Source organism: Vulcanisaeta sp. (assembly GCF_049966235.1).
Lineage (GTDB): Archaea > Thermoproteota > Thermoprotei > Thermoproteales > Thermocladiaceae > Vulcanisaeta > Vulcanisaeta moutnovskia.
In genome coordinates this window covers 38484-64223 of record NZ_JBMFVA010000002.1, presented here as the reverse complement: position 1 = coordinate 64223, position 25740 = coordinate 38484, and the positions used below count along the sequence as shown (strand labels likewise).

The 25740-nt window shown below is 42.9% G+C and carries 28 protein-coding genes; 17 read left to right on the top strand and 11 right to left on the bottom strand.

Annotated features, from left to right (window positions below):
- Positions 1–26 precede the first annotated feature (26 nt).
- The 4 genes from ACP5L5_RS02035 to ACP5L5_RS02020 all read right to left on the bottom strand — a co-directional run bounded on the left by ACP5L5_RS02035 (position 27) and on the right by ACP5L5_RS02020 (position 1960).
- Entirely contained in the window at positions 27–386 is a 360-nt protein-coding gene (locus ACP5L5_RS02035; protein ID WP_013604130.1) for a hypothetical protein, read from the bottom strand.
- Positions 387–535: 149 nt separating this feature from the next.
- On the bottom strand, positions 536–781 hold the full coding sequence (locus ACP5L5_RS02030) for a 30S ribosomal protein S28e (RefSeq protein ID WP_428761258.1): 246 nt from the start codon (positions 779–781) through the stop codon (positions 536–538).
- Positions 778–1299 (bottom strand): 50S ribosomal protein L7Ae, encoded by a 522-nt coding sequence (rpl7ae, locus tag ACP5L5_RS02025; RefSeq protein ID WP_013604132.1) that lies wholly within the window; start codon positions 1297–1299, stop codon positions 778–780. The genes ACP5L5_RS02030 and rpl7ae overlap by 4 nt, the downstream gene beginning before the upstream one ends.
- Before the next feature lie 61 nt (positions 1300–1360).
- Positions 1361–1960, bottom strand: coding sequence for a 30S ribosomal protein S19 (locus tag ACP5L5_RS02020; RefSeq protein WP_013604133.1), 600 nt, complete (start codon positions 1958–1960; stop codon positions 1361–1363).
- Between the two features lie 134 nt (positions 1961–2094).
- On the opposite strand from ACP5L5_RS02020, the gene ACP5L5_RS02015 reads away from it, so the two are divergent.
- The 5 genes from ACP5L5_RS02015 (at position 2095) to ACP5L5_RS01995 (ending at position 8723) form a co-directional block, all read left to right on the top strand.
- The gene (locus ACP5L5_RS02015; RefSeq protein ID WP_428761256.1) at positions 2095–4098 is read left to right on the top strand and encodes an acetoacetate--CoA ligase; all 2004 of its coding nucleotides are present in this window, start codon (positions 2095–2097) and stop codon (positions 4096–4098) included.
- A gap of 55 nt (positions 4099–4153) precedes the next feature.
- A complete protein-coding gene (locus ACP5L5_RS02010) occupies positions 4154–4651 on the top strand; it encodes a hypothetical protein (RefSeq protein ID WP_013604135.1) in 498 nt (165 codons plus the stop codon).
- Between the two features lie 275 nt (positions 4652–4926).
- Positions 4927–5055 carry a hypothetical protein gene (locus tag ACP5L5_RS02005; RefSeq protein ID WP_273302973.1) on the top strand — a complete coding sequence of 43 codons (129 nt, stop codon included), beginning with the start codon at positions 4927–4929 and terminating at the stop codon, positions 5053–5055.
- An 87-nt stretch (positions 5056–5142) separates the two neighbouring features.
- On the top strand, positions 5143–5625 hold the full coding sequence (locus tag ACP5L5_RS02000) for a PaaI family thioesterase (RefSeq protein ID WP_428761253.1): 483 nt from the start codon (positions 5143–5145) through the stop codon (positions 5623–5625).
- Positions 5626–5801: 176 nt separating this feature from the next.
- Positions 5802–8723: an alpha-mannosidase gene (locus tag ACP5L5_RS01995; protein ID WP_428761251.1), complete on the top strand. Its 2922-nt coding sequence runs from the start codon at positions 5802–5804 to the stop codon at positions 8721–8723.
- On the opposite strand, the gene ACP5L5_RS01990 is transcribed toward ACP5L5_RS01995, so the two are convergent.
- A complete protein-coding gene (locus ACP5L5_RS01990) occupies positions 8718–8951 on the bottom strand; it encodes an LSm family protein (RefSeq protein ID WP_428761250.1) in 234 nt (77 codons plus the stop codon). The genes ACP5L5_RS01995 and ACP5L5_RS01990 overlap by 6 nt on opposite strands.
- Positions 8952–9222: 271 nt before the next feature.
- Here ACP5L5_RS01990 and ACP5L5_RS01985 point away from each other — a divergent pair, with 271 nt between their 5' ends.
- Positions 9223–9411 carry a 50S ribosomal protein L37e gene (locus ACP5L5_RS01985; RefSeq protein WP_013604140.1) on the top strand — a complete coding sequence of 63 codons (189 nt, stop codon included), beginning with the start codon at positions 9223–9225 and terminating at the stop codon, positions 9409–9411.
- Here the strand turns inward: ACP5L5_RS01985 and ACP5L5_RS01980 are convergent.
- Complete coding sequence (locus tag ACP5L5_RS01980) at positions 9408–10361, bottom strand: hypothetical protein (protein ID WP_428761248.1); 954 nt, start codon at positions 10359–10361, stop codon at positions 9408–9410. The genes ACP5L5_RS01985 and ACP5L5_RS01980 overlap by 4 nt on opposite strands.
- Before the next feature lie 53 nt (positions 10362–10414).
- Here ACP5L5_RS01980 and ACP5L5_RS01975 point away from each other — a divergent pair, with 53 nt between their 5' ends.
- From ACP5L5_RS01975 to ACP5L5_RS01955, 5 genes are all read left to right on the top strand, one after another.
- Positions 10415–11014: a hypothetical protein gene (locus tag ACP5L5_RS01975; protein WP_013604142.1), complete on the top strand. Its 600-nt coding sequence runs from the start codon at positions 10415–10417 to the stop codon at positions 11012–11014.
- Between the two features lie 131 nt (positions 11015–11145).
- Complete coding sequence (locus ACP5L5_RS01970; protein ID WP_013604143.1) at positions 11146–11304, top strand: hypothetical protein; 159 nt, start codon at positions 11146–11148, stop codon at positions 11302–11304.
- 57 nt (positions 11305–11361) lie between these two features.
- Positions 11362–12432: a DUF354 domain-containing protein gene (locus tag ACP5L5_RS01965; protein ID WP_428761246.1), complete on the top strand. Its 1071-nt coding sequence runs from the start codon at positions 11362–11364 to the stop codon at positions 12430–12432.
- 60 nt (positions 12433–12492) lie between these two features.
- Entirely contained in the window at positions 12493–13374 is an 882-nt protein-coding gene (locus ACP5L5_RS01960) for an NAD-dependent epimerase/dehydratase family protein (protein WP_428761244.1), read from the top strand.
- Complete coding sequence (locus tag ACP5L5_RS01955; protein ID WP_013604146.1) at positions 13371–14330, top strand: glycosyl hydrolase family 4; 960 nt, start codon at positions 13371–13373, stop codon at positions 14328–14330. The genes ACP5L5_RS01960 and ACP5L5_RS01955 overlap by 4 nt, the downstream gene beginning before the upstream one ends.
- Positions 14331–14339: 9 nt before the next feature.
- Here the strand turns inward: ACP5L5_RS01955 and ACP5L5_RS01950 are convergent, their stop codons facing one another.
- Complete coding sequence (locus ACP5L5_RS01950; protein WP_013604147.1) at positions 14340–14774, bottom strand: hypothetical protein; 435 nt, start codon at positions 14772–14774, stop codon at positions 14340–14342.
- Between the two features lie 43 nt (positions 14775–14817).
- The gene (gene hutI, locus ACP5L5_RS01945; protein ID WP_428761242.1) at positions 14818–16068 is read right to left on the bottom strand and encodes an imidazolonepropionase; all 1251 of its coding nucleotides are present in this window, start codon (positions 16066–16068) and stop codon (positions 14818–14820) included.
- 51 nt (positions 16069–16119) lie between these two features.
- Here hutI and ACP5L5_RS01940 point away from each other — a divergent pair, with 51 nt between their 5' ends.
- The 4 genes from ACP5L5_RS01940 (at position 16120) to ACP5L5_RS01925 (ending at position 21870) form a co-directional block, all read left to right on the top strand.
- Positions 16120–17886, top strand: a complete 1767-nt coding sequence (locus ACP5L5_RS01940; RefSeq protein ID WP_428761240.1) for a glutamate--tRNA ligase — start codon at positions 16120–16122, stop codon at positions 17884–17886.
- Positions 17887–17980: 94 nt separating this feature from the next.
- Positions 17981–19069, top strand: coding sequence for a threonine synthase (locus ACP5L5_RS01935; protein WP_428761239.1), 1089 nt, complete (start codon positions 17981–17983; stop codon positions 19067–19069).
- A 55-nt stretch (positions 19070–19124) separates the two neighbouring features.
- Complete coding sequence (locus tag ACP5L5_RS01930) at positions 19125–20327, top strand: pyridoxal phosphate-dependent aminotransferase (protein ID WP_428761237.1); 1203 nt, start codon at positions 19125–19127, stop codon at positions 20325–20327.
- 49 nt (positions 20328–20376) lie between these two features.
- A complete protein-coding gene (locus ACP5L5_RS01925) occupies positions 20377–21870 on the top strand; it encodes an aromatic amino acid ammonia-lyase (RefSeq protein WP_428761236.1) in 1494 nt (497 codons plus the stop codon).
- Here the strand turns inward: ACP5L5_RS01925 and rpiA are convergent.
- Both rpiA and ACP5L5_RS01915 read right to left on the bottom strand, forming a co-directional pair.
- Positions 21860–22561: a ribose-5-phosphate isomerase RpiA gene (gene rpiA, locus ACP5L5_RS01920; protein WP_428761234.1), complete on the bottom strand. Its 702-nt coding sequence runs from the start codon at positions 22559–22561 to the stop codon at positions 21860–21862. The two genes, ACP5L5_RS01925 and rpiA, sit on opposite strands and share 11 nt — an antisense overlap.
- Positions 22562–22593: 32 nt before the next feature.
- A complete protein-coding gene (locus ACP5L5_RS01915) occupies positions 22594–23583 on the bottom strand; it encodes a dihydropteroate synthase (protein ID WP_428761232.1) in 990 nt (329 codons plus the stop codon).
- A gap of 123 nt (positions 23584–23706) precedes the next feature.
- On the opposite strand from ACP5L5_RS01915, the gene ACP5L5_RS01910 reads away from it, so the two are divergent.
- Entirely contained in the window at positions 23707–23895 is a 189-nt protein-coding gene (locus ACP5L5_RS01910) for a hypothetical protein (protein ID WP_428761230.1), read from the top strand.
- Positions 23896–24032: 137 nt separating this feature from the next.
- Here ACP5L5_RS01910 and ACP5L5_RS01905 read toward each other — a convergent pair whose 3' ends face one another.
- The gene (locus ACP5L5_RS01905) at positions 24033–25010 is read right to left on the bottom strand and encodes a sodium:calcium antiporter (protein ID WP_428761228.1); all 978 of its coding nucleotides are present in this window, start codon (positions 25008–25010) and stop codon (positions 24033–24035) included.
- Positions 25011–25098: 88 nt separating this feature from the next.
- Here ACP5L5_RS01905 and ACP5L5_RS01900 point away from each other — a divergent pair, with 88 nt between their 5' ends.
- Positions 25099–25728 carry a superoxide dismutase gene (locus ACP5L5_RS01900; RefSeq protein ID WP_428761227.1) on the top strand — a complete coding sequence of 210 codons (630 nt, stop codon included), beginning with the start codon at positions 25099–25101 and terminating at the stop codon, positions 25726–25728.
- The last annotated feature ends 12 nt before the right edge of the window (positions 25729–25740 follow it).

The window sequence follows — 25740 nt, the reverse complement described above, 5'->3', positions numbered from 1 at the left end:
TATTAAGATTTCACTCAGGACCGAATTCAATGAATGAGTAAGTACATGACAATTATTATGAACATTAATTCAGTAAGTTCGTAATAACCATAATACCTAAGGTTACTACGTTTACGCGATAAATACGCCAACGTTCCATTTATGTATAAATAGGCACCACCTACATGTATTACCAAAAATAGTGCTGCTATACTGAGGAGCAATGGGTCATATCGATTTAACAGTAAGTAGGTTAAGAGAAGCACGTAGTAAATTCCTTCATAAATAGCGATGGGTAAACCGATTGATCTTGCTATCGTCAGGTACCTCATACTAATTATCGCTATTATAATGTGAATCGCAATCATGGGTATTGTAAGAACCACTAATAGGTCTATAGGTGGCACGTAAAATCCCCTACCAGGACAATACTAAATCCCTTATTTACGTGATTAATTACGGCTTCATTACTATGGCCGGTATCGAAAAACCTAGTTAAAAATACAGAAACAGAATGTGTAGATTAAGTCATGATTTAATATGTAGATATATTGACTTATTTTACTGTTAGCTTCCTGGCTTCTCTCTCGGTCTCCCTGAGCATTACGATGTCTCCAACCCTTACGGGTCCCTTCACGTTCCTTGTTATTACCCTGCCCTTATCCCTACCCTCCAGTATTCTAACCCTAACAATACTGACCTCACCAGCTATTCCAGTCCTGCCTAGGATCTGGACTACTAAGGCGGCGACAGAATCCTCATATGGGCTAAACCTCTCAACTTTAACCTCTTCATTACTCACTTAGACTCACCTTTCCTGGCAGCTCTCCTAACATGAGCCTTCTCAGCGGGTGGTGCAGCCTGTGGTTGTGGCATTTGTATCGGGTTTAAGCCAGCCTTAACCCTAACGTCATTTACCTGCTTGATAAGGTTCTCTAACTCGGCACCTGCCTGTCCAGGATCAATAATGACTGCTGATGCTGCTGACGTACTCTGAAGACCAGCAGCCTTTCCGAGTCTCTCCTTACTCGGCACATAAATATAGGGTACACCCTTCTCCTCACAAAGTATTGGTAAGTGAGCCACAATCTCAGGTGGATCAACATCCTCTGCTATAAGAACAAGCTTTGCTAATCCTCTTTCAACAGCCTTAGTAACCTCATTGGTGCCCTTCTTAATCCTGCCCGTTTCCCTTGCAGCTGATAAAACTTCATAAGCCTTCTCAGCTATTTCCTGCGGTACTGTGAATCTTACGTAAAATGGCTTCCCCTGCGGTGGATTTGCGTAAAATGTCTTTGGGTCTATACTTACTGCTGCCATACTCGTGTATACCGTGAAATTGGCATTTATAAGTATTTTTCAATACGAGATAATGGAGGTATCACTTTGAGGCTATGTGCAATGTACTCCTTGTTGCCTTGAGACCTGGTTCGCCATGCTGCACAATCTTTGAAGTTATTGCGAACTCCCCAAGGTAATGACCAATATGCCACGGACTAATCGTAATTGGTAGATAGGTAATACCGTTATAAACAGCTATTGTTAAGCCAACCATCTCGGGCAGTATTATCATGTCCCTGGTATGGGTCTTTAGGGTAACCTTCTTGCCCTCGGCCATGAGTTTCCTAGCCTTCCTAATCTTCTCAAGGAACTTCCTGTGCTCAGGCTTTAAGCCTCTCATTAAAGATCTTCTCTGCCTAGCAGGCAATAACTTAATGAACTCCTCCATGGACATCTTAGAAATATCCTCAAAGGTAAAGCCCCTATACCTAAATCCCTTCCACTCCTCCTGTGGTATTACGGCAGCAGTTAACCAACCCTTCCTACCAGCCTCAGCACCTTCCTCTTCTTCCTTAGTTGCCGCAGCAGCCGGCGCAGCCGCTGGTTTCTCAGCAGCCTTCTCCGCCGCCTTACCAGCAGCCTTAGCTCCAGCCTTCTCCTCAGCCTTACTGGGTGCCTTTGATTCTGGCTTCTTGGACATTCAAGCCACAATAACAGGCCTTTTTATAATCTTTACTCATTACGTAGCACGAATACGGCATCATCATTTTACATATATAAAGCGATCTTTAAACGAATTAATTTTAATAAGGGCGTTTAATAGGCAATAATTATATGGTGGAAAATATCAAGGTTCTTTGGTCGCCTAATCAGGACGTGATTAAGTGGTCGAATATTTTAAGGTTTGTTAATTGGGTTGATGGCGTTTTTGGTTTTGATTTTGAGATTTCTGTTGATGATCCCCTGAGGAATGTGGGTAATTATGATAGGCTTTGGAGGTGGAGTGTTGAGGATCTCGAGAACTTCTGGGTCAGTATCTGGCGTTACTTCGGTGTTATCCCCCACTCGCCGTATACTAAGGTTCTCGAGCCAAGAGCAATGCCTGGTGCCCGCTGGTTCATTGGTTCTAGGCTTAATTATGCAGAGCACGTGTTTAAGGCGGCTCGTTGGGGTGAGGAGGCCATTATATACGCTAGGGAGGATGGACTTAGGAGAAGCCTTACATGGGATCAATTGTATAGGGAGGTTGCTGCCTTGGCTGATTGGCTTAGGAGTGTTGGTGTTGGTAGGGGTGATAGGGTTGCTGCCTATGTTAGTCAAGTCCCAGAGGCTGTGGTGGCTTTGCTGGCTACTGCGAGTATTGGGGCCATTTGGGTTGGTGTTGGTGCTGAGTTGGCTCCTAGGGCTGCTATTGACAGGTTTAACCTGCTTCAGCCTAAGGTATTGATTGCAGTTGATGGTTATCAGTATAATGGTAGGATCTTTGATAAGTATGGTGATATTAAGCAGATTGTTGATTCGGTGCAGAGTATTGGGAGGGTTGTCGTAGTACCGAACATGAGGAATTCAGTGGAGTTAAGCCTTAGCAAGCCAGTGCATGATTGGAGGGAGGTGACGGGTAGGAGGGGTGTTGGGCTTTCCTATGAGCCCATGGAGTTCAATGAACCACTATGGGTACTATTCACGTCAGGCACAACGGGAATACCAAAACCAGTAGTACACAGCCACGGTGGTGTCCTCCTAGAGGCCTACAAGGTTGGTCTTCACATGGATTATAAATCAAGCGATAAATTCACCTGGTACACGACACCGTCATGGATGATGTGGAACTTCACAGTCAATGCCCTGCTCTTCGGCACGACGATACTCTTCTACGATGGCGATCCAACGGCTAGGAACTTCGAACCATATTGGGAGATTACGGAGAAGGAGGGTCTCACAATACTAGGCCTAAGTGCGCCTTATATCCACGCTGCCATGAAGTCCACGATAGAACCTGGCAAGCAATTCAACTTGAAGACTCTTAGGGAGATTGGCTCAACGGCAGCGCCGCTATCGCCGCAGGGTTTTGAGTGGGTTTACACCAAGGTTAAGGAGGATGTTTGGCTAGCGCCAATTAGTGGCGGGACTGATGTTGTCTCAGCATTCGTTGGTGGTTGTCCAATACTGCCCGTGTGGGAGGGTGAGATGCAGTGTAGGTGGTTGGGGGCTGCGGTCAATGTGTATAATGAGGAGGGTAAGCCCGTGGTTAATGAGGTCGGTGAATTGGTCATTGAGAAACCCATGCCCTCAATGCCCATCTACTTCTGGAACGACCAAGACTATAACTGGTACAGGGAATCGTACTTCAGTATGTTCCCTGGTGTTTGGAGGCATGGTGATTGGGCCATGATAACGAATAGGGGATCGGTAATGATTACTGGTCGCTCAGACTCAACAATAAAAAGAAGGGGTATTAGAATTGGTACTCTCGATATTTATAAGGTTGTTGAGTCACTACCAGAGGTTGTGGGTAGCCTAGCCGTTGAAGTTAAGAACAAGTTAATTCTCTTCGTTGCCTTAAGGCCAGGTCTTCAGTTGACTGAGGAATTGAAAAAGAAAATAAACAACACATTAAGGAACCAACTGGGGCCTTACTATATCGCTGATTACATAATACAGGTCCCAGACATACCAATGACCAGGAATTACAAGAAGCTCGAAGTACCCATCAAGAAGGTCCTAATGGGCTGGTCCATCGATAAGGCGGTAAACATAAATGCAGTCCTAAACCCAGAGGCTCTCTATGCAGTCATCGAAGCCCTGAAACCATACATAGATGAAATAATGAAGGAATGACTTCCCTAAACCTTAGCTATTTATTTTTGTAAAATACCACTGAAGGCAGTAATTAATGAACCCAAGGCTAAGGAGGATATACTCAAAGTGCGTTGTTGAGGTCGAGCGTGGGACGCTCTCAGACCTAGTTAATGATAGGTATGACTACCTAATGATTGACCTGGCCAGTATAACCTACGGTTTAAGAGACCCAAGGACATTTCTAATGAATGTTAGGCTCGCCCTGGACTACGACTACCTAAGGCCAAGCGTCACCTTCGTGATTGACTACTCAAGGCCTGAGCATAAAGCCGTTGCTGAGTCTAGGGTTAAGTGGCTCAGGGAGCTCGGTCTCGATTATATACTAGCGGAGGACGAGCCAGCTGAAGTTAGGGCAGCCAGGGAATGCCTAAGGAGGGGTAGGTGCATAGTCCTGAGTAGGGATTATGACCCGCTTACCGTGATGGATGAGATGATACAGCCAATAAAAATAACCGAGAGGGCATGGATAAACAGGAAAATAACAATAAACAAGGAATGCCTTAATAATTATTTAAAAGAGAAAGAGAATTAATGGTATAGTACCAAGTAATTTATTTACTTATTTTAATAAATACCTATGCCTAGTTCTCATTAACTTTGTTTCCCTAGGAAACAGATTTATGATTAAGTTGTTTCCTATTCAATGCTGAATCCACAGCATGAGTGTTGAGAGTGTGGTTAAGTAAGTTATTGAGGAGTGGTTTGCCTTTAACCTGCTTAGGGTTATATCCAGATATTTCGTTCTCATTATCTGAGGGTAAATGGTTACGAGGTGAACTTCGTAATTAATCAGGGCCCAGGGAGTACATGCAGTTACCTACATCTCGGCAATTAATGAAATCAAATAGGAGGGAGTTTAAGGCCTTGGTTAAGGTTCATGAGGTGCTTGGGCGTGGAGCGGCCAGGATAATTAGTTGGGACCTTGGGATGAGGTAGAGGAGCTCAGGGCCAAAATAACGTTACCCTGGAGGTGGCTGTTCATGGGCTAATGCTTAAAGCCAATAGTCGTAATGCCAACCAGCAATGCAGGAATTAAGATGTGAGGCGAGTAATGATGAGTTATTGAGGACGATGAAGATTATTGAGGAGTCAAGTCCCTACTGGGTATTGATAGGCATTAGGGTTGAGGATGTAGGCAGGGACTGTGCAGTAGGGTTTGTGGAGATAGGCAGGAAACACTTGCAGGTATTGGGCACTGTGCATGGTGGAGTCCACGCGGCGTTGATCGACGCAATGGCCTGGGTAGCCATAATAAGCCATTACTACCCAAGGTACGTGATCGCAGTGACCACGGACCTAACAGTAAAGTACCTAAAGCCAATAACCGAGGGTGTACTAAAGGCCATTGCCAGGATAACCCACGTGAAGGAACCAATGGCGTTAATAACCGCGGAACTAAGGAATAAAAACAATGAATTAATAGGAACGTCAACAACTACGTACTGGATAACGCCAACAAACAAAACACTAAACGACATAATAAACGAATTAAGAAGCAAGGCGTGAGCTTCTCGGAAGAATTTCGAACATTAGTCCTTGTATTGTTCTGTGGCAAAATTTTGCCATGGAATGGCTCAGGGAATACGTTTCTAAATTCTTCCTACGGAGCGCGTATTTGTTGTTTTTCGTGGTTTGTGCGTTGTTTTTAAATTTGTACTTGTTTCTCTTTGTGTTTGGTGTTTGTGGGTTTTGATTTGAGGGATGTTGGTGGTGTTAGGACTAAGTTGTTTTATCTTGAGGCGGCTTCCATAATGGGTGTTGATGTTGTTAATCTCGAGGCCTGTGGTGGTGCTCTCTGCAGCTCTGTTGTGGTTAGGGATTTTGGTGAGCCTTGGTTTTTCGTTGATGTTGTTGGTGAGGGTACCCTGAGGGTTGATGATCTTCAGTTTGCGGTTTTTAATTACGGTGATGAGGGTGAGAGTAGGTGGGTTAGGGCTTCCCCGGGTAGGCATTCCCTATCGCTTGTTTTGTCCCCTGTTAGGATGTTTGGTGAGCGTAAGGTTAGTTTCAATGGTATGTACGTTGTCTATAGGGAGCCTTCACTATTTAACTTCGTCCTGAGGGCTAAGTTACTACTTGATGTTGCTGATGCCTTTGATGACCTTAGGCTTGACTACCTCAGGGTGCTTAATGAGGCCCTTGACGCCGTTCCTCTGGATTCCATGGCCAATTGGCAGTTGGAGTTCGCGGTTAGAGGGCATATTGTTGAACCACCGGGCTTTGTTAGGGCCTTATTTAATTACTACGATTCTAAGGAGCTCACGCACCTAAGGTCTCCGGACTTCAACGAGCTCAGTAAGGCTGCTAAGGAGGGTTTGAGGATTCTTGAGAAGGGTATTGAGGAGTTGAGGGTTAGGAGGGGTCATAGGGGCGTCGTGTACGTGGCCGGCCACGCGCACATAGACCTTGGTTGGCTGTGGAGTAGGGACGTGACTAGGGAGAAGATTAGGAGGACTGTTATTAATGTCCTATCATTGCTCCAGTCATACCCGGAGCTAACATTCCTAGTCTCAAACATGGCTTACCTGAAGTGGCTTAGTGAGGATAAGGATTTATGGTCTAGGATTAAGGACGCCATTAAGGCGGGCAGAGTAATACCAATCGGCGGTATGTGGGTTGAAAGCGACACTAACCTGCCTGGCGGTGAATCCCTAGCTAGGCAGTTCCTTTATGGACAGAGGTTCCTACTCAAGGAGTTTGGGTTCACGACGGAGATTGGTTGGTTACCGGACACCTTTGGGTTCCCAGCATCACTACCACAAATACTAAGGAAGGCTGGTATCAAGGTGTTCTTTGAGCATAAGATGTATTGGAACACGGTTAATAAGTTCCCATACTCCGTATTCCTGTGGGAGGGTATTGATGGCTCAGTGATACCAACAATAAACTACGCAACCTACGGCGCAGACCTAACACCGAGACAAATAGCGAGGGCCTGGTCAGACCACACAAGCCCTGAGCTCCCCGCCTTCCTACCCTTTGGTAAGGGTGATGGTGGTGGTGGACCAACCTGGCTAATGCTCGAGAGGTATGGGGCGTATAGGGATTTACCAGGTATGCCGAGACTCGTGATGGGTAATTTAAAGGACCTGGTTAATAAGGTTGTTAAGGACTGTTCACTACCCAGGTGGAGAGGCGAGTTGTATCTTGAAATCCATAGGGGTGTCTATACGAATGGCATTAGGCTTAAGCAGTTGGTTAGGATTCTCGAAACTAAGCTCAGGGAGTTAGAAGCACTGAGTGTGGTTGTTGGTGTTCATAAAAATTATGAGGAGCTTTGGTATCCACTCCTTGAGGCTGAGTATCATGATCCGATGGGTGCCACATCCACTAAGGCTGTTTATGATGAAATCATTAATGAGCTCGAGGAGGATTTGAGGAAGGTTAATAATGAATTAATGAATGTGCTCAGGAATGTTCTTGGTACAGGTTCCCTCACGACCATTATTAATTCATTACCTTGGTCTCGCAGAGAGCTGGTAATGACTAAGGAGGAATTAGGTGGTGTACCTATGCAGAAGGTTGATGAAGGTTACCTAGCCCTTGTTAGCATTCCCGCTCTAGGTTGGAAATCCTTTGAGGTTGGTGATGGTGTTTCCTCTGGTGATGTTAATGTTGGTGGTGACTATATTGAGAACTCAATGATTAAGGTTGTCTTTAACGACTCACTTAAAATCTACGATAAAGAAGTCAAAAGATGGGCAATTGAAGAAGGTAATCTAGTGGTTTGTGAGGATATGCCGAGTCGCTGGGATGGTTGGGATATAGAGGCTTACTATAAGAGGGTTTGTAGAAAGTTGAAGCCAATTGGCTTTAGTATTGTGGAGAGAGGACCGCTAAGAGGTTGTATCGAGGTTAATTATAAGTTTAGGGACTCAAGTATTAAGCAGAGGATTTGCGTAAATGCCTTCAATAGGCGTGTTGATGTTGAAAATGAGGTTGATTGGAAAGAGAGACTTACGTTACTCAAGGCTGTGTATAAACTCGGTTTATTCGGGCATAATGCATCCTTTGAGATACCCTACGGCGTGATAAGCAGACCAACAAGACCAAGTAATACCTGGGAGGTTGCCAAGTTCGAAGTGCCAGCTTTGCGTTGGGTTGATGTTTGGGACCCGGATTATGGCGTTGCGATTATTAATGATGGTAGACAGGGTTACTCCGTTGAGGAGAATACGGTATCAATAACATTACTCAGGTCACCGATTTATCCAAACCCATTCCTCGATTATGGGCATAGTAAATTCACATACGCCATATACCCACACCCAGGTGATTGGAGGATCGCCCAAATTCCTAGGAGAGCCTATGAATTCAATCAACCACTAATTATTGTTGAGAATACGAGTGGCGGTGAATCATCCTTCCTCGAAGTTACAAACCCAGCGGTAATGCTTGAGGCACTTAAGTGGGGTGAGGACTCTGGTATAGTCATGAGGCTTTATGAGACCTACGGCATCAATACCTGCACAGAGGTTAAGGGTTCTATACGTGGTGATGGTGTTGAGACTGACCTAATTGAGTTAGGTGATTACGGAACTACTGATATGAGTAACCTATGCTTTAGGCCGTATGAGATCAAGACGGTGCTCATTAGTTCATGACATTGATGGGCTTATGAACAATACTGTGTCGCCTCTAATAATCATTAAACCGCTCTTAACCCCACCCTTTGGGTTTATCTCCTCCGTATTCGTTAATAGTAGGTTTAGGTGCTGGTCATAACCAACCAGTACACCCCTGATTTCTGTTCCGTTTCTCAGCTTCACAAGTATTACCTTATTCAGGTTTTTCTGTAACTCCTCATTAACTATTTCCATGCAGCGAGGCATTGCGGTTAATCCCTCAAACCTTATTTTAAAGGTTAATCTTTACGAGACATCATGCAATAAACCGACAGGCTTTTTCCATGTAGGAGATTATTTGAGGAGGTCTAGTGAAGCGTACCGAAGACTCTTTTTTATGATTTACCGCTGAGTAAATAGGGTGAGGTAAAGCATTAACGTATATAAGCAATGAGATGGTGAATTGATGAAATACCCGTGATTGAATATCGGAAGTTAAATTTATTAAGCAAGGAGAAAATGCCTTGGTTCAGGAATTATGGGAAAGGGAACGCCCTCATTTGGAAGGATGAATAAGGGTTGGACACACATTAGATGCCCAAGGTGCGGTAGGCATGCATACAACCCAGTGAAGGGCTATTGCGCAGCCTGCGGTTGGGGAAGGTCAAAGAAGATAAGGCGTTATGCTTGGCAGAATAAGAAGGTGAATAAGGTTAGAGTTCGTTAATCCTCATTCTCATCTTTAACTCCCCTGAATTGTTTAAGGTAATCCTTTGGTGGTGGTTCAGCGGCATATAGTTCTTTTCTCATTGCCTCGAGTAATTCATCTTCACGATCAAGCATTCCAGCGTATGTTATTATCGAAATATTATACTTAGATGCATCCTCAAACAAGGCCTTCAATGCGTTCCTCCAATTCAACTCTCTTAATGTATGGTGGGCTATAACTAACCTATTAAGGAAGCCTGCCCTTAAAATGCTCATGAGGTTTCTCAGTGCATTGTTAAGGTAATCCTCGCCGAAACCCTTTCTCGATAGATAAAGGGGTGGTCCACCGACTATTAATGTCTGTGGTCTTATGGTCATTACGTAATTAACGGCTAATTGTGAGACTGGACCCTCCACATCAGGCATAAAGGTTAATGACTCATCGTTATTAATTATTGTAATGGCTATTACCTTGCCTGTTCTTGCATTATCTTCACCATGCGGTAGGGATTGTGATATCACAAGCTTTGTGGAGCCTATGGTGAGTTCCTTACCATCAACAAACATTATTTCACGTACTAAGCCTTCAATGGCCCTTCTCAAGCCGTAATAACGCCTTCTTTGGCTCCAATTTTCATCATCAGGTGACTTTAGTAATAATACCTTGTTACTATATATTTTCCTGTAGCTTTCGTTTGTAGTACCCATGTAAATACTTGGGTAAGGTACTGTGAAGTGATCACGATGATAATGACTAATGAATACATAATTAGTCTCCTCTGCATATCTCTCAAGTATACTCCTTAATGTCCTAACTCTCTCTAGCTCACGGGGGTGTGGCGGTAAGCCAAATCTATTTGGTGAGAGACTAATACCTGGATCTAAGAGTATGGACAGGTCTCTAGTCTTTATGAACATGGCCATTGACCTAACCCCAAGTGATTCCTCGGCTATTGGTATCACATCCATTAAGTGATTAATGTATGAAAGATTTATAATATATTCAGTTCACACTATATTTAGTGGATGGCATTAGACTTGGTTTTGTAGGTAAGTCATCCACTTGGAATGTACTTAGAGGACTTGTGTTTCCTGAACATGTGTTATTGAGGTATGTGGGTAATGAGGAGGATTGTTTGGGGCTTGATTTAGTCATTGTTGAGAGATATATGGCGGACCTGGTTCACTGTCCAAGGACTCTCATATTAAGTGATTTAAGCGTTGATGGTATTATTGAGGCAATAATTAAGGGATTGAGACTTAATGAGTTAAACATTGGTATTGACATGGGGAACTCTAGGTGCGGTGTTATTATTCTCATTAATGAATTACCCGTAATTCACGTAACGCTAGGCTTCATTAGGCTCATTAGGATAATAAGAAGATTATCTAGGCAATTAACCATTAACTTAATAATTGGTACCAGTCCAGGTGTTTCATCGCTCGTTAAGGACTTCCTGAACTCACTGAGTGATGTTAATATTAGGATTAGGGTGATTGATGAGGGTATTGTTAATGGAAAGAAGGATATGTTTAAGTATAGGTATCCGTACTTAACGCTTGATGAGCTTGACGGGTTAATTTACGCATATGCGGGTCTTGCCATGAATGTTTACGAGTAGTGTTTCCTTATCGCTGGACTTGTATCTATGTATTATATACATATTACCTGTGTAATCTTCAAAGAGCATCATTGATTTACTGTGTATAGTGATAGTAATTCTTATAAAATAATCATAATGAGGAATGCTGTATGCCAATAATCATTAAGTGCCACTCCTGTGGCTTTACCTTTTATGGTGATCAACAACTTAAGAGTATTGACGAGGTACTTAGGCAATGGGGTTATAGATGCCCTGTTTGCCTAAGTCCGTTAAATAAGTCGCCAATTTCAATGCGTGTTAGAGGATAAATTATCAAAGCAACCTGCACTAAAATTAAAATAGGCTTATTAACTGTGTCTTTAGACATGGTAATTAAGGCATGGTTTGATGCATTAACGGCTAAGCAAGCCAGGATAGTGGCTGTACTGGGCATGGAGGGCAGAAGACATGATATAGATTTTATAATAACATGTAGGAGATACGACTATGTGGAAGAGGTTTTGGACATGTTCAATCTTCACTATGAATGCGTTGGTTACCATGGCGAGAGTCCTAGGGAGAAATTGATAAGGGGTATTGAGAGACAACTAGCATTACTTGATGTAATTAGGGACTTTGATGTGCATGTTTCATTAACATCACCTGACGCAGTTAGGGTGGCCTTCGGTTTAGGTAAGCCAATAATAGCATTAACGGATACAGCTCACTCATACTTTGTCAATAAACTAACACTGCCGTTAGCCAATACTATAATAGCGCCCTCGGCAATTCCCATGAGTGAGTGGTCTCGTTATGTATCCAGTGCCGAGATTGATAAGATTAGGGCCTTTGATGGCATATTTGAGCTAATGTGGATTAACAGGTTTAAACCCACTGGAGACTCAATTGCCAGGCTTGGGATTAGGAGTAAGGAATTCGTTGTTATTAGGTTTGAGGAGTCAAGGGCGTCTTATTACGGTTATGGTGATAGATCACGATTGCTAATTAGGATGGCCAAAAGCATACTTGAGAGAGGTTATTACGTGGTCATGTTTCCGAGATACCCATACCAGGAGGAGTTGATAAAGTCAGAGCTAGGCTTATTCCTGAGACTTGGTAAGTTAATAATTCCTAAAAACATGAGACTTGATGGTATTGACTTGTCATGGCATGCAAGGTTAGTAATCACTGGTGGTTCAACAATGGCGCATGAAGCCGCATTACTAGGTACACCAGCCATTAGTTACTTCCCGCAGCATTACTATATAGATGATTACCTAATAAATAAGGGATTGCCGCTGTATAGGTGCGTCGATGAGGATTGCCTAAATGTGCTTGAATCTGTTCTTAGGGCTGATATTACGCATGTGGATACGAATTCCGTATTAAGCAGGATGGAAGACCCAACAAGGCTTATTATTAATGAGATAAAGAGGTTCGTAAATGAGGGTAAGTAAGTATTAATGGTATTTTCAGTGGGTAATTATTATTAAGGTAATCCTATAGTCGGTGATTCGATGAAAATTTTAGTAACTGGTTCCTCAGGGTTCTTAGGAAGAAACTTGGTTAATTGCATGAGGGCTAGGGGTTACGATGCGCATGGCCTTGATATGGTTAAGGCTGAGACCACGGATTACATGGTTGATATAACGAGGAGGGATGACGTTATTGGGCTTTCTAAGGAGGGTTTTGATGCTGTAATTCACCTAGCGGCTTTCCCAAATCCAAGATCGTTCATAAACGCAGGCGCACTTAAGGGTCTTGATGTTAATGTTGTTGGCACTATAAATGTATTGGAACTTACGAGGATTCTAAATGCAAGGTTCTTGCTATACTCAACATCTAATGTTTATGGTAAGCCCCTTAAACTACCCGTCATGGAGGATGACCCATTAAGGCCATTTGAGGGTTATGGTTGGAGTAAGGTTGCTGCGGAGGCTGTTTCAATGTCATACCACGTTGTTCATAAGGTGCCTGTGACAATATTTAGGTTATGGAAGCCCTATGGTCCCTATGATAATGGTGTTGTTGGTATATTCATAACAAAGGCGTTCAAGAATGAGGATTTAGTGGTAAATAATGGCGGTGCTGATACCACTGACTTTCTCTATGTTGAGGATCTATGTGATGCAACGGAGCTAGCGCTTAGGAAGGACGAAGCCATTGGTCAAGCTTTCAATATAGGATTTGGTGTTGAAACGTCTATATTGGATCTCGCCAAGGCAATAATTAAGTTGGTTGGTTCCAGTTCTAGGATTAATGTGCAGCCGAGAACTGCCGAACCATTTAGGAGCTACCCAGACATTAGTAAGGCCATGAGGGTTCTAGGGTTCAAGCCTAAATATGACTTATTCAGTGGGTTGAGGGCCACCATAGATTGGTTTAGGCGAAATCCATGATCATTAGTACTAACTATGTATTAATTGCAGTAATATCCTTCATCTTATCATTAACTACCGTATACGTAATATCTAGGGTGAGAAATCCAAGGCTTGTTGCACCTGACGTACATAAACCATACAGGGTTTTAGTACCTAAGATAGGTGGTGTTTCAATACTTATAGCCATGAGTGCAGCCACGGTATTTGCCTACCTAATCAATGACTTGAGGTTATTCGCGCTTGGGCTTGTTACTATAACGGTTGGTTTAATAGGGCTTGCTGATGATCTCAGGGGATTGCCCGTTAGTGTCAGAGTATTCTTACCGATAGTTCCATCATTAATAATACCGGCAGTAATGCATGGTTATATTTACATAATCTTAATTGGTCATGTTCATAACTTCTTCGTAGTTGCTTTCCTCTCCATGCTTGCAGTTACGGTCATGGCTAATGCCGTTAATATGCTTGATGTAATGAATGGTATAGTTCCCGTCTCAACATTAATGATAATAACTGTGAGCGGAATAATCTCTTACATGGTTGGGTTTAGTTATGCCTTACCAGCGACAGTAGTGCTGGTGCTAATGGTCTTACCCCTAGCCATATTTAACTGGTACCCAGCGAGGGTTTTCAATGGGAATGTTGGTAGTTACGCACTTGGTGCAATGATGGGTGCATTCATGGTACTATACAATGCTGGCACTCAGGGAGTAATATCGGCACTGCCATACATAATAAATGGCTTTTTAATAGTCATAACTGCAAGGGGCTTCAGGCCAAGAGAAACCTTGAAAAGACCCGTCATTGTGAATGACGGTGTTATTCATGCAAATAAAATACCTGGATCACCAATTACCTTAGTTAAGTTAATAGTAATGAGGAAACCAAAGACTGAGAAGGAGGTTGTTAATGATATATTACTAATATTCCTAATAACAAGCCTAATTTCCCTCTCCCTGTTATTCATTGTTTAATAAAGCTAATTACCTAATTGCAACAGCCTCCTTCACACTTATATTGTAACCCTTCGTAACGTATATGCTCTTCGTATTACTTAACTCCTTGAGAACACCAAGGTAGAAGGTCGCCTCCATGAAGTCCGTCTGTTCCTCAAGACTCCTTGGCTTTCTTCTTCTAACCGTATTTATGAACTCCTCAATACTCATACCATACTTACGCTCTAGATCCCTAATCATTGTTCTGAATGTTTCTTGTCTATACTCACCATAATCATTAATGCAAGGCGGCGGACTTAACCCGATTTGCTTTGTTAAATTAACTATATATGGGCACGTTGCTGGGTCTCTACCGGCTGGGCAATGTTCCTGGCAAACAACCGTGGCATACCTCAGAATCCTCTCTAAAACACTTAATGGCATTATTACATACTCCTCCTCTGGATCGAGCTTTATCTCCATCGATGATCATTAATACGCATATTATATCAACTAAATAAAACTTTCAAGTGCATTCTTTACTTATTATGGTACCACTTGGCGTTGATTCCAGGATCATGCCCCTCTTTATGACTATCAAGGTCTTATTCCTGCCTAATTCATAACTTAACCACCTATAATTAGGTACATCCCAAATAACGATATCTGCTAAGTAACCAGGTTGTAAGATACCCCTGTCTCTGAGGCTGAGACTGTATGCTGCATTGACTGTGGAGGCCATTATGACTTCCATGGGTGTCATGCCGAGTAAGTATGTGGCTAGTTCCATTACGTATTGCATGTTTAGAGACCAGGAGTTTGGGCTGAAGTCCGTACCAAGTGCAATGGGCGCACCTGCGTTCCTTAATGCCTTAACCGGTGGTCTCTTGCTGCTCATTAGTGAGAGTATGGTCACGGGTAATAGGGTCGCTACGGAACCCCTCTCGGCAATCAATCTTACATTTTGTTCAGGTAGATTCAGTAAGTGATCAAGCGATGCAATACTAAACTCATTAATCAAGTCGCTGCATCCGATATAGGCTATTTCATCGGCATGAAGCCTAAGCCCAAAGCCTCTTCTTAATGCTTCTTTAAATAAATCCCTGGTCTCCCGTACTGTAAATGCGCCCTCATCACAGAATACATCCACAAATTTTGCTAATCCTCTTGCATTGTCGAGGGAGTTTATCACGGCATTAATGTATTCCCTTCTATCCATGTTCCTTGGTGGTACGTGGACTAGGTATGTTGGTATGATATCAATGGGTGCATTGACTGATGAATCATTGATTATCCTGAGAAGCCTTATTTCTTGGTCTGGATAAATACCGTAACCATTCTTAACCTCTATTGTGGTCGTGCCGTACTTCGCAACTTCAAACAACCTAGTAAGGAGTATCCTCCTAAGTTCATCATCCGTTGCACCAACTGTGGCGCTAACAGTCCTATAAATACCACCACCCCTCCTAAGTATTTCCTCGTATGGAACACCCTCGAGCTTTAGCTCAAGTTCATCCTCCCTCGAACCAGCAAAGAGTAGGTGTGTATGTGGATCTACAAGCCCAGTCGTCACCAATGATTCCTCAGCAGGTATTCTACACTTACCCTCATACTTCCTACTTATGGAATCCCACGAACCAACATCGGTTATCTTATCACCGTTAACCGCAATACCCGCATTCTCAAGAACTAAGATGGGATCTCCATATCTCCAGGGCATTGACTTAGCCGTGACTAACTGCCCTATTGGACCAATGAGTAGGGAGACCCTGTCCATACGCCGATTGCCAGCGTATGTTTAAAAAGATTTCATTTTTAACTAATTAACGTGTCCGTGGATAAGGATAGGATTAGGGATATTGCCCTAAAGCATGCATTAATTAATGCCGTAAAGTTCAATGGTAAAGCCAGCATAAATGCCGTTATTTCTAAGGTATTTGCTGAGGACCCTTCATTAAGGTCAGCGGCTAAGGAGGTTGCTCAGATTGTTAAGGAGGTTATTGATTACGTAAACTCCCTAAGCATTGATGAACAAAGAAATTTACTAATGAGTAAGTGGCCTGAGACCCTTGGTGAGAGGAAGGTTGAGTCCTATAGGAAGGGTATTGAGGATCTACCGTCGTTGCCTAACGATAATAAGTATGAGGTGATAACACTCAGATTTGCACCAAACCCAGACTTTGTGCTGCACCTTGGTAGTGCTAGACCCGCCATTATTAATTATGCCTATAAGCTGAAGTACGAGAGTTTAGGCAGAAAGGCTAAGTTTGTTCTTAGGTTTGAGGATACCGATCCAAGAACCAAGAGACCGCTTCCCGAGGCTTATGACGCGATTAGAGAGGATCTAAAGTGGCTTGGTATTAGGTGGGATGAGGAGTACATTCAATCTGATAGGATGGGTATTTACTATGACATTGCCAGGAAAATCCTTGAGAAAGGCGGTGCGTACGTTGCTGCAAAGGACACAGACTGTACGCCGGATGACTGGAAGAAGTCTAAGATGATGGGAAAGCCGTGTAAGAATAGGGAGGCCGACCCAAGTATTAACCTTGAGCTTTTCGATAAGATGCTGGAGGGGCGTTATAAGGAGGGTGAGGCTGTCATGGTAATAAAGACTGATCTTCAACATCCAGACCCAAGTGTTAGGGATTGGGTTGCCATGAGGATCATAGACACGACCAAGTACCCACATCCAAGGGTTGGTACTAAGTACGTTGTTTGGCCCACATATAATTTTTCAGTATCAATTGATGATCACTTAATGGGAGTAACACACATACTTAGGGCTCAGGAGCATTCCGTGAATACCATTAAACAATCCTTTATTTATGCGCACATGAATTGGGAACAACCAGAGGCCATTCACTTCGGTAGACTCAGGATTGTGGGCATGACACTTAGTAAGACTAGGCTAAAGGCACTTGGTATTAGGTGGGATGACATTAGATTACCAACACTAGCTGGCCTTAGAAATAGGGGTATTCAGCCCGAGGCTATTTGGAACATCATGCTTCAAGTCGGTGTGAAGCCAACAGACGCAACGATATCCTCAGCAAACCTATTTGCTGAAAATAGGAAAATAATTGAACCAAGGGCTAATAGATACATGGCCGTTATAAACCCTATTAAGGTAATAATTAAGGACGTTACCGAAGAATTAACAGCAAAACTGCCAATGCATCCATCGTACCCAGAGCGAGGATTTAGAACAATAACTCTCAAGCCAAGTAATAATGAGGTAATTATTTTCATAAGTAGATCCGACTATGAGAAGGTTAGCGTAGGTTCGGTAATTCGTTTAATGGAGCTCGTAAATGTCGAAATAATCGAGAAAACAAGCAACGCCCTAACTGCATATATGCATAGTAAAGATCTTGAGAGCGCTAAGAAGGTTAATGCGGCAATAATTCAGTGGGTACCGCCTGATGGATTGACAATAAGGATTGTAAGGCCTGAGGATTTAAGGCTTGTTGAGGATGAGGGTCTTGCGGAACATGCTGTTGAACAGGTGGCCAACGGTGAGATAGTACAATTCATGAGGTATGGCTTTGTGAAGAAGGTAGGTAATGATAGGTTTATTTATGTCCATGATTAATGCGTTGTTATATCAACGCATGAAATATAACACAATATCGCACATTGTGAGTTAATGCTTTTTATATAGTAACACGGTAGAACCTAGGTCCCTTATGAAGATAGAATATAGGTGTTCAAGATGTGGTTACACGATTGAGGCGACTTCATGGCTTTGGCAATGCCCTAAATGTGGAGGCCCACTTGATCTAGTAATTGAGGGATTAAAGTTTACTTTGAGTGAGTATAGGGGTTTATGGAGATTCTCAAGTGTAATACCTGCGAAACCCCTAGTTAGTCTTGGTGAGGGATTCACGCCATTAGTCAAGGCTGATTTCCTTGGTAAAGGCAGTTACCTAAAGCTTGAGTACCTTAATCCAACTGGTTCGTTTAAGGATAGAGGATCCGCGGTGGCCATATCAAAGGCACTAGAGTTTGGTGCTAAGGCTGTAGTTGAGGATTCAAGTGGTAATGCAGGTATATCAGTAGCTGCCTATGCTGCTACGGCCAGTATTAAGGCTAGAATTTACGTACCTAAGGATGCACCTGAAGGTAAGAAGACCCTCATAAGATCATTGGGCGCTGAATTAATAGAGACCTCCTCTAGGACTGAAGCCAGTAGGGTGGCTATTAAGTCCGTGGGACCTAACGAGGTTTATATCGGGCATGCATGGAACCCCTGGTTCTTACAGGGTACGAAGACCTTGGCTTACGAATTACTTAATCAAATAGGGCATGTACCCAATGCCGTAATTCTCCCGGTATCAGCTGGTACGTTGCTTCTTGGACTATGGATCGGCTTCAATGAGTTACTGGGTTTTGGTCTTATTAATAAAGTGCCAAGGCTTTATGCCGTTCAAACCCAGGGATTTGCTGATCTATATGGGAGGATTCATGGGGAGTATTCGAAAGAGCCAACTAAGTTTGCGGATGCACTTAGGGTATCTAATCCGCCAAGGCTTGGTCAAATGGTTAATGCGGTCATGGGTAGTGGGGGTGATGCATTGGTGATTGAGGATGATGAACTTTTACAAGCGTGGAAAACATTGTTAAAGAGAGGATACATAGTTGAGCCTAGTAGCGCAATAGCCCTTTCAGGCTACATGAAATTATTGAGTAATAATTATATAGGTAGTGATGATGAGGTCGTGATTATACTAACCGGTAGTGGCTTGAAGTATATAGATATAATGAGTAAGGTATAGTTGAATATATTTAACAAGAGCAACCTTTATAAACGCTTACTATTCTTTGTGCATCGTGAGGATATCAACAAGAAGTAATGCATTTCCTGGATCAGCCATTAGGGGTGTTAATGAGGAGGTTGTTAGGCTTGAGAGTTCTGGTGTTAGGGTTTATGGCTTCCATATTGGTCAGCCTGGTCTTCCGCCGAGTAGGGAGTTGCTTCTTGAGTTTACGAAGGAGCTTCTTGAGAGACCCTTTGAGTATAGCATGTACACGCCGAGCAGTGGTATTGAGGAGTTGAGGGAGACAATAGCCGAAGACTACACAGAGTACTCAGGGGTTAAGATAAGTAGTGCCAATGTCTCGGTCACCGCAGGCTCCGCAGAGGCTATCTTAGCAGCCTTTATGGCGATTATTGATGAAGGTGATGAGGTTATACTCTTCGACCCAACATACCTAATGTATGAGCCAGTCATTAATTACCTGGGTGGTAAGGTTATCAGGGTTAGGGCTAGGGAGGAGCTTGGTTGGGAGCCCAGTGAGGAGGATGTTAAGGCCGTGATGAGTAGGAGGGTTAAGGCAATAATAGCCGTTAACCCAGACAACCCAACAGGTAGAGTCCTTAGCGATTCCATGATTAAGTTATTGATTGACCTAGCCCGTGACTATGACGCATTCCTAATCTATGATGAGGCGTATAGGCATCTTTATTATGAGGGCTCTCATACGTACGCCATTAAGTACGGTCTTGAAAACGTCATTGCCCTGAACACGTTCTCCAAGGACCCAGCAATGCCCGGCTGGAGACTAGGCTACGTAATAGCCCATGAGGACTTCATAAAGGTGTTTAATAGGGTTAAGCAGTACACGAACCTAAATCCACCAACGCCTGCTCAGTACGCTGGTCTACTATACCTAAGGAAGTACAAGGAGAGGTACTTAAGTGAGACCTTGCCGATTTATAAGTCGAGGATGGAGACAATGCACAAGGCCATTAGGGAATACCTACCCGAGGCAGTTGTCGTAAAGCCAAAGGCTGGCTTATTCATATTCCCGAATCTAGGATCGTATTTAAGAAGGCTTAATATTAATGACTATGAATTCGCAATGAAACTTGTTAGGGAGGCACATGTTGCTGTAGTGCCAGGATCGGCCTTTGGGGAGGTGGGTAAGTTCCATGTAAGGATGGCTTTTGCGAGGGAGAGTGAGAGGAATATCGAGGAGGGTATTAGTATATTGGCTAATTACCTATTAAGGGCCTTAGGGAGTTCTGAATAATCATTATTGAGGAAAATAAATTAATTTACATTGTAGTACCTAGGATTATATGGTCGTGGAGATTGGAGCAGGCATGCACCTAACCTTGGATGACATAATCAAGACCTCTAGGAATTATGAGGAGGTCAGGGTGGGTAATAATGCCTTGGATGCGATGAAGCGGTCCCGTATGGTTCTTGAGAATTTAATTCATGGTAATGTTAGGATTTACGGTGTTAATACGGGACTTGGTGATTTATATAATGTAACTGTTAATCCCGAGGACGTAGCCAAGTACTCACTGGATATGCTTATTGATCACTCAATGGGTGTTGGTGATTATGCACCTGATGACTGGGTTCGCGCTACAATGCTTGTTAGGGCCCATCAATTGTCCTTAGGGTACAGTGGTATTAGGAGCATTATTGTAGAGAGATTAGTTGATTTTCTTAACATGAGGATAACACCGTTGGTTCCTAAGTATGGTTCGGTAGGTGCTTCGGGTGATTTAGCGCCATTAGCGCATATTGCATTAGCCCTATTGGGTAAGGGCTTTGTTAGGTATCAGGGTAGGGTAATGCCCAGTATAGAGGCTCTGAAATCAATTGGACTTAGTGAGTTAAGCCTTAGTTATAAGGAGGCTTTATCATTAATTAATGGAACTAGCTACAGTGCTGCAGTGGCTTCGTTGGGTATTTGGGATTCCTATAGGTTATTGAAGGCTGCATTAGCGGTTATGGCACTGATGATTGAGACATCACGAGCTAATATGGCATCGTTAAGTATTGAGGCAAATTCCGCTAAGTTGCATAGTGGTGAAATCGAGGTTGCGAAGATAATGAGTGAATTATTGAGTGACAGTAAGAATGTGAACACTAGTGGTAGGGTTCAAGACCCATACTCAATAAGGTGTATACCACAGGTCCTTGGTTCAGTACTTGACGCACTTATTTGGGTCCTACGTAACGTATTGAATGAGGTTAATTCCGTGAGTGATAATCCAATAATTGTTAATAGCGCTGTATTTTCGACATGTCACTTTCATGGTCAGTATGTGGCCTTATCAACGGACCTGCTCAACGTATCACTGGCTGTACTTGGCAATTTAATTGAGAGGCAGATAGCTCAATTACTTAGGAGGGAGATCAATGGCATTAATAATTACTTGGCCAATGGTCCTTGGCGTGTTGGCTTAATGCTTGCTCAGTATACTGCTGCGGCATTGGCAGCCAGGCTTAGGGAGTTATCGACACCATCAACCGTACAGAATATACCAACCAGTGGTTTTCAGGAGGATATTAACTCCATGAGCGCAAACTCAGCGATAAAACTTCATGATGTTAACTCAATAATTACGCAATTAATAGCCGCGCTCGCCTACGTCACGTACTCAGTGATTAATGCCAACAATTCATGTTCAACTTGTGGTAAAGTAACAACACGCATTTATAAAACAATAAGTAAGTACGTGGTTAACGTTCAATCGCATCATGATGCAATAACCAAATTGATGAGTTCAATTGATGAGCTTTCAGGCATTATTACCCTGAAGATCAACCCATGATAGTAACTGATCCATCAATCCTACCAATTATCACCTTGGAGATCCTCTTACCACTGAATATCCCAACCTCAACAACCCCTGGTATTTCCTTAATAATTCTCTCCATATCATCAGGATTCATTACCGCCTTAGGCATATAATCTATTATGTAGTTGCCGTTGTCAGTAACGATAGGTCCCCTTTTGCCACTACCAAACCTTAACTCGGCTGTTCCACCAAGTTCTTCAAGTCTCGCCTTAATGATTGACCAGGCAAAGGGTATTACCTCAATTGGTATTGGGTGCTTGCTCGGTATTGAGGGAAAGACTTTTGTTTCATCAACAATGACTATGAACTCCCTAGCCCAATAATCAATAATTTTCTCCCTGGTTAGGGCAGCACCACCACCCTTAATGAGGTTCTTCCTCCTATCAACCTCATCAGCGCCGTCAATAGCCACATCAACATGGTTAACTTGCCAAGGGTAGCGCAATAAATGCGCTAGTCCCAGTTTAATTATCTCGATCTCAGTTTCAGTCGATGTTGGAACTAAGAGAATTTCCTCAATGCTATCACTAATTATTAATTTATGAAGTTCCCTGAGGAAGACCATGGCTGTGGATCCAGTCCCAACACCAACCACGTACTTATCCCTGAGATACTTAATAGCTTCCCTAGCCGCTGCCTCCCTAGCAATAACTATGTTATCCACGGTATCAATAAAATACCTAATAATTTAAATGATTACTTACCTTTAACAATCTTGATAAGCTCCTCATTACATGCATTAGGGTCCTTATTAAGGCATGATCTAAGGGCTTCAGCAACTTTAATGGCATCCCTACTCTCATGAACATTATGGGTCCTAATGGCATCTGCACCCATGATTACTGCAACAGCCTCCGCAGCAATTGATGCGAATAGTCTCTCCTCAGGCGGTGCATTCCTACGCATTAATCTCTCAAGAAATGACTTTCTGGAAATACCAACAAGTACCGGCTTACCTACTTCATTCCTTATCCTGTCTATGTTCATTATAATTATTGAGTCCCAGGAATACCACGGATAACTACTATCACCGCGAATATACTCACCCCTCAACGGTTCACCACCTGTAAATAATGGATCCATACTTAATGGAGGCCATGCACCAACGCCTGGATCAATAACAATATTACCCTCACTAACGCCACTACGTAATGCAATATCTAAGCTCTCCTTCAACGCATCTATAGTTCTAATGACTGGGTCATTACCTTGCGTAGGAACAACGCGTTCTCTGGCCATGATAATAACGGATACTCCATGGTCGGCTATAATATGTGCCATATCATTATCGCCCTTTAATCCCGTGACATCGTTCACTACATCGGCACCTGCATCCAACGCCGCTTCAGCAACCCTTGATCTAAATGTATCGATAGACACCGTTAAGTCAGGAAACTCCTTTTTCAAGGCCTTAATTATGGGTACGACCCTATTTATTTCCTCATCAATGCTGATGATGGTCTTATTATACGGCGCCGTGGACATACCGCCAATATCAATAATATCAGCACCTCCAGCTATCATGAATTCTGCTGCCTTAATAGCATCATTAATGGTTCTCCTAACGGAGCCCTTAAAGAAGGATTCAGGACTTGCATTAATAACCCCAACTAGCCTAACTGGTTCATCATCACCAATCCATAAACGGCCAAGCCTAGCCCTAGGCATAGCAAGGTCTGTGGGCAAGGCTTATTATGCCTTGATTTTAAGTATTAATGATGGATGTATCATTGGGTGAGCAGATTCTCGTTTTACTTAGGGGGAGGGGTCCATTAACCGTTGAGGAAATCGCTTATTACCTGGGTAGGGATGTTTAGGGAGATTGTCGAGGAAATTCAGTATCTGGAACATGATAAATTAGTTACGAGAGTTAAGAAGGGCTTGATAATTAAGAGGGAGGTATTTGACCTAACACCGACAGGTCTTAAAGAGGCTCAAAGAGCGTACGAGAAGCTGAGGAGGACCTCAGAAGGCATTATTAGTATTAATACGATATAATGAAGAACTTGAGGAATTGCTTAATCAGTACGTTCATTAATACCATTAATGATAATCCTGAATCTACTACCGCTCGAATTATTGATGCTCATGGAACTGGACCTATTATTAATGGAGCCATTGGTAATTCATGGGCATTAGATAACATGCACTAGAATTAGTACATAGGTTAAGTAACCAATGAGTCCTATTAAAGCCACATTCCAGGTTAATCTTCCCTTAATTACATGATAAAGCATTGCAGAGGATATCACCTCAACGACTGCAACACTTACCAAAGCCTCAACACTCAGTAACCACCTAGTGGCCACAAGGGCCAACGCTGGGTACACAGTTGAGTAAAGAACTTTCTCACCAATTAGTGCAGCAACAGCCATTGTATCACGTTCCCTCCAAGTCCATATTACCGCAGTTATTGATTCAGGGAGTACCGTGGCCGTCGGTACTATGATTATTGATAACCCCATCACATCAAGCATGAGGTATTTCGACAAATCAATAACACCCTCAACCAAGGCCTTAGAGCCCACGAATAATAACACCACAGAAATTACAAGCTGAAGAATAAAGGGCATAAACTCAATCCTATATACCCTAATGACTCTGAGCATATAAAGTCCCTCGTAATCCTCAATCACGAGACCCTGCCTACTCCTCATTACGTGTACATACAGTAAGTAAGCCGTAACTAAAAACACCGCTACCAAGTACCTAATCACCAGTGACCTAATGAGTGCGGGTAAAAGTACGGTGGGAAATAGGAGTAGGACTACGGTAAATGGTATTATCAATGCCTTATCAACCTCAAGAACAGCATCGCTTCTACGCCGTAAGTAAAAACCAATAATGGCCACTATGAGGATTACTGGATATATAATGGTGGATACCACAAAGGGTTCCCCGATAATGGTACCCACGGCTACATCCTCACCAGATACACCGCCATAGAACAACAAGGCTATTAGAAATACTATTAGCTCCGGAAGTGATGTAAGGATGGGTGATAACACGGCACCAACAAAGGAAGAACCAATCCTGTATCTATGACTAATGTACTCCATTGAGTTAGTGAAAAGCCAACCACCAATAAGCACAGAAAGAAATCCCGCAATCATGTTCAGGATAATTATTAGCACTTTATCATCCCAAGTTAAAATAATGAAAGGACAACATTTAATAAGTCCAACCACTACAAAAGACTTGATGAGCTTACCAGCAAATCTCTTCAAAAGATACGAATTACCACCACTACCCTATTCAATAAATGCCCTAGAACCGCACATAAGTGGTCAAGTAATCGATGTACACTACAACGGTCACCATAAGGGCTATGTAAACGGAGCCAACGCTACAATAGAAAGACTCGAGAAGATAATTAAGGGTGATGTAACTAGTTACGACATACAGGGATTACTGAGGAACCTATTCTTCAATGTCAACGGCCATAAACTCCACACGCTATACTGGAATTCAATGGCGCCATCAGGAAAGGGTGGAGGAACACCGGGCGGCTACCTAGGCGACCTAATAAAGAAGCAGTTTGGAAGCTTTGATAGGTTTAAGGCATTATTCACAGAGGTCATGAGATCATTACCAGGCTGTGGATGGACCGTACTCTACTACGACCCAGAGTCTGGGAACCTGGAATTCACAACCTTCGAAAACCACTATAACCAACACATCGCAGAGCTACCAGTTCTCCTAATAGTCGATGAATTCGAACATGCCTATTACCTTCAGTATAAAAATAACAGGAATGGCTACATAGATGCCATTTGGAATGTGCTGAATTGGGAGGAAGCCGAAAATAGACTTAGGAAGTATATGAAGTAATTCATAATAGGG

What these genes read in the sequence shown, in the direction of transcription:
- ACP5L5_RS01955 (WP_013604146.1), top strand. Translation starts at nt 13,371, where the DNA reads ATGATCATTAGTACTAACTATGTATTAATTGCAGTAATATCCTTCATC.
- ACP5L5_RS02015 (WP_428761256.1), top strand. Translation starts at nt 2,095, where the DNA reads ATGGTGGAAAATATCAAGGTTCTTTGGTCGCCTAATCAGGACGTGATT.
- ACP5L5_RS01935 (WP_428761239.1), top strand. Translation starts at nt 17,981, where the DNA reads ATGAAGATAGAATATAGGTGTTCAAGATGTGGTTACACGATTGAGGCG.
- hutI (WP_428761242.1), bottom strand. Translation starts at nt 16,068, where the DNA reads ATGGACAGGGTCTCCCTACTCATTGGTCCAATAGGGCAGTTAGTCACG.
- rpl7ae (WP_013604132.1), bottom strand. Translation starts at nt 1,299, where the DNA reads ATGGCAGCAGTAAGTATAGACCCAAAGACATTTTACGCAAATCCACCG.
- ACP5L5_RS01965 (WP_428761246.1), top strand. Translation starts at nt 11,362, where the DNA reads ATGGTAATTAAGGCATGGTTTGATGCATTAACGGCTAAGCAAGCCAGG.
- ACP5L5_RS01960 (WP_428761244.1), top strand. Translation starts at nt 12,493, where the DNA reads ATGAAAATTTTAGTAACTGGTTCCTCAGGGTTCTTAGGAAGAAACTTG.
- ACP5L5_RS02005 (WP_273302973.1), top strand. Translation starts at nt 4,927, where the DNA reads ATGCAGTTACCTACATCTCGGCAATTAATGAAATCAAATAGGAGGGAG.
- ACP5L5_RS01910 (WP_428761230.1), top strand. Translation starts at nt 23,707, where the DNA reads ATGTTTAGGGAGATTGTCGAGGAAATTCAGTATCTGGAACATGATAAA.
- ACP5L5_RS01900 (WP_428761227.1), top strand. Translation starts at nt 25,099, where the DNA reads ATGAGCTTACCAGCAAATCTCTTCAAAAGATACGAATTACCACCACTA.
- ACP5L5_RS02010 (WP_013604135.1), top strand. Translation starts at nt 4,154, where the DNA reads ATGAACCCAAGGCTAAGGAGGATATACTCAAAGTGCGTTGTTGAGGTC.
- ACP5L5_RS02020 (WP_013604133.1), bottom strand. Translation starts at nt 1,960, where the DNA reads ATGTCCAAGAAGCCAGAATCAAAGGCACCCAGTAAGGCTGAGGAGAAG.
- ACP5L5_RS01980 (WP_428761248.1), bottom strand. Translation starts at nt 10,361, where the DNA reads ATGGATGTGATACCAATAGCCGAGGAATCACTTGGGGTTAGGTCAATG.
- ACP5L5_RS01985 (WP_013604140.1), top strand. Translation starts at nt 9,223, where the DNA reads ATGGGAAAGGGAACGCCCTCATTTGGAAGGATGAATAAGGGTTGGACA.
- ACP5L5_RS01990 (WP_428761250.1), bottom strand. Translation starts at nt 8,951, where the DNA reads ATGCCTCGCTGCATGGAAATAGTTAATGAGGAGTTACAGAAAAACCTG.
- ACP5L5_RS02000 (WP_428761253.1), top strand. Translation starts at nt 5,143, where the DNA reads ATGCAGGAATTAAGATGTGAGGCGAGTAATGATGAGTTATTGAGGACG.
- ACP5L5_RS01950 (WP_013604147.1), bottom strand. Translation starts at nt 14,774, where the DNA reads ATGGAGATAAAGCTCGATCCAGAGGAGGAGTATGTAATAATGCCATTA.
- ACP5L5_RS01925 (WP_428761236.1), top strand. Translation starts at nt 20,377, where the DNA reads ATGGTCGTGGAGATTGGAGCAGGCATGCACCTAACCTTGGATGACATA.
- ACP5L5_RS01970 (WP_013604143.1), top strand. Translation starts at nt 11,146, where the DNA reads ATGCCAATAATCATTAAGTGCCACTCCTGTGGCTTTACCTTTTATGGT.
- ACP5L5_RS01905 (WP_428761228.1), bottom strand. Translation starts at nt 25,010, where the DNA reads ATGATTGCGGGATTTCTTTCTGTGCTTATTGGTGGTTGGCTTTTCACT.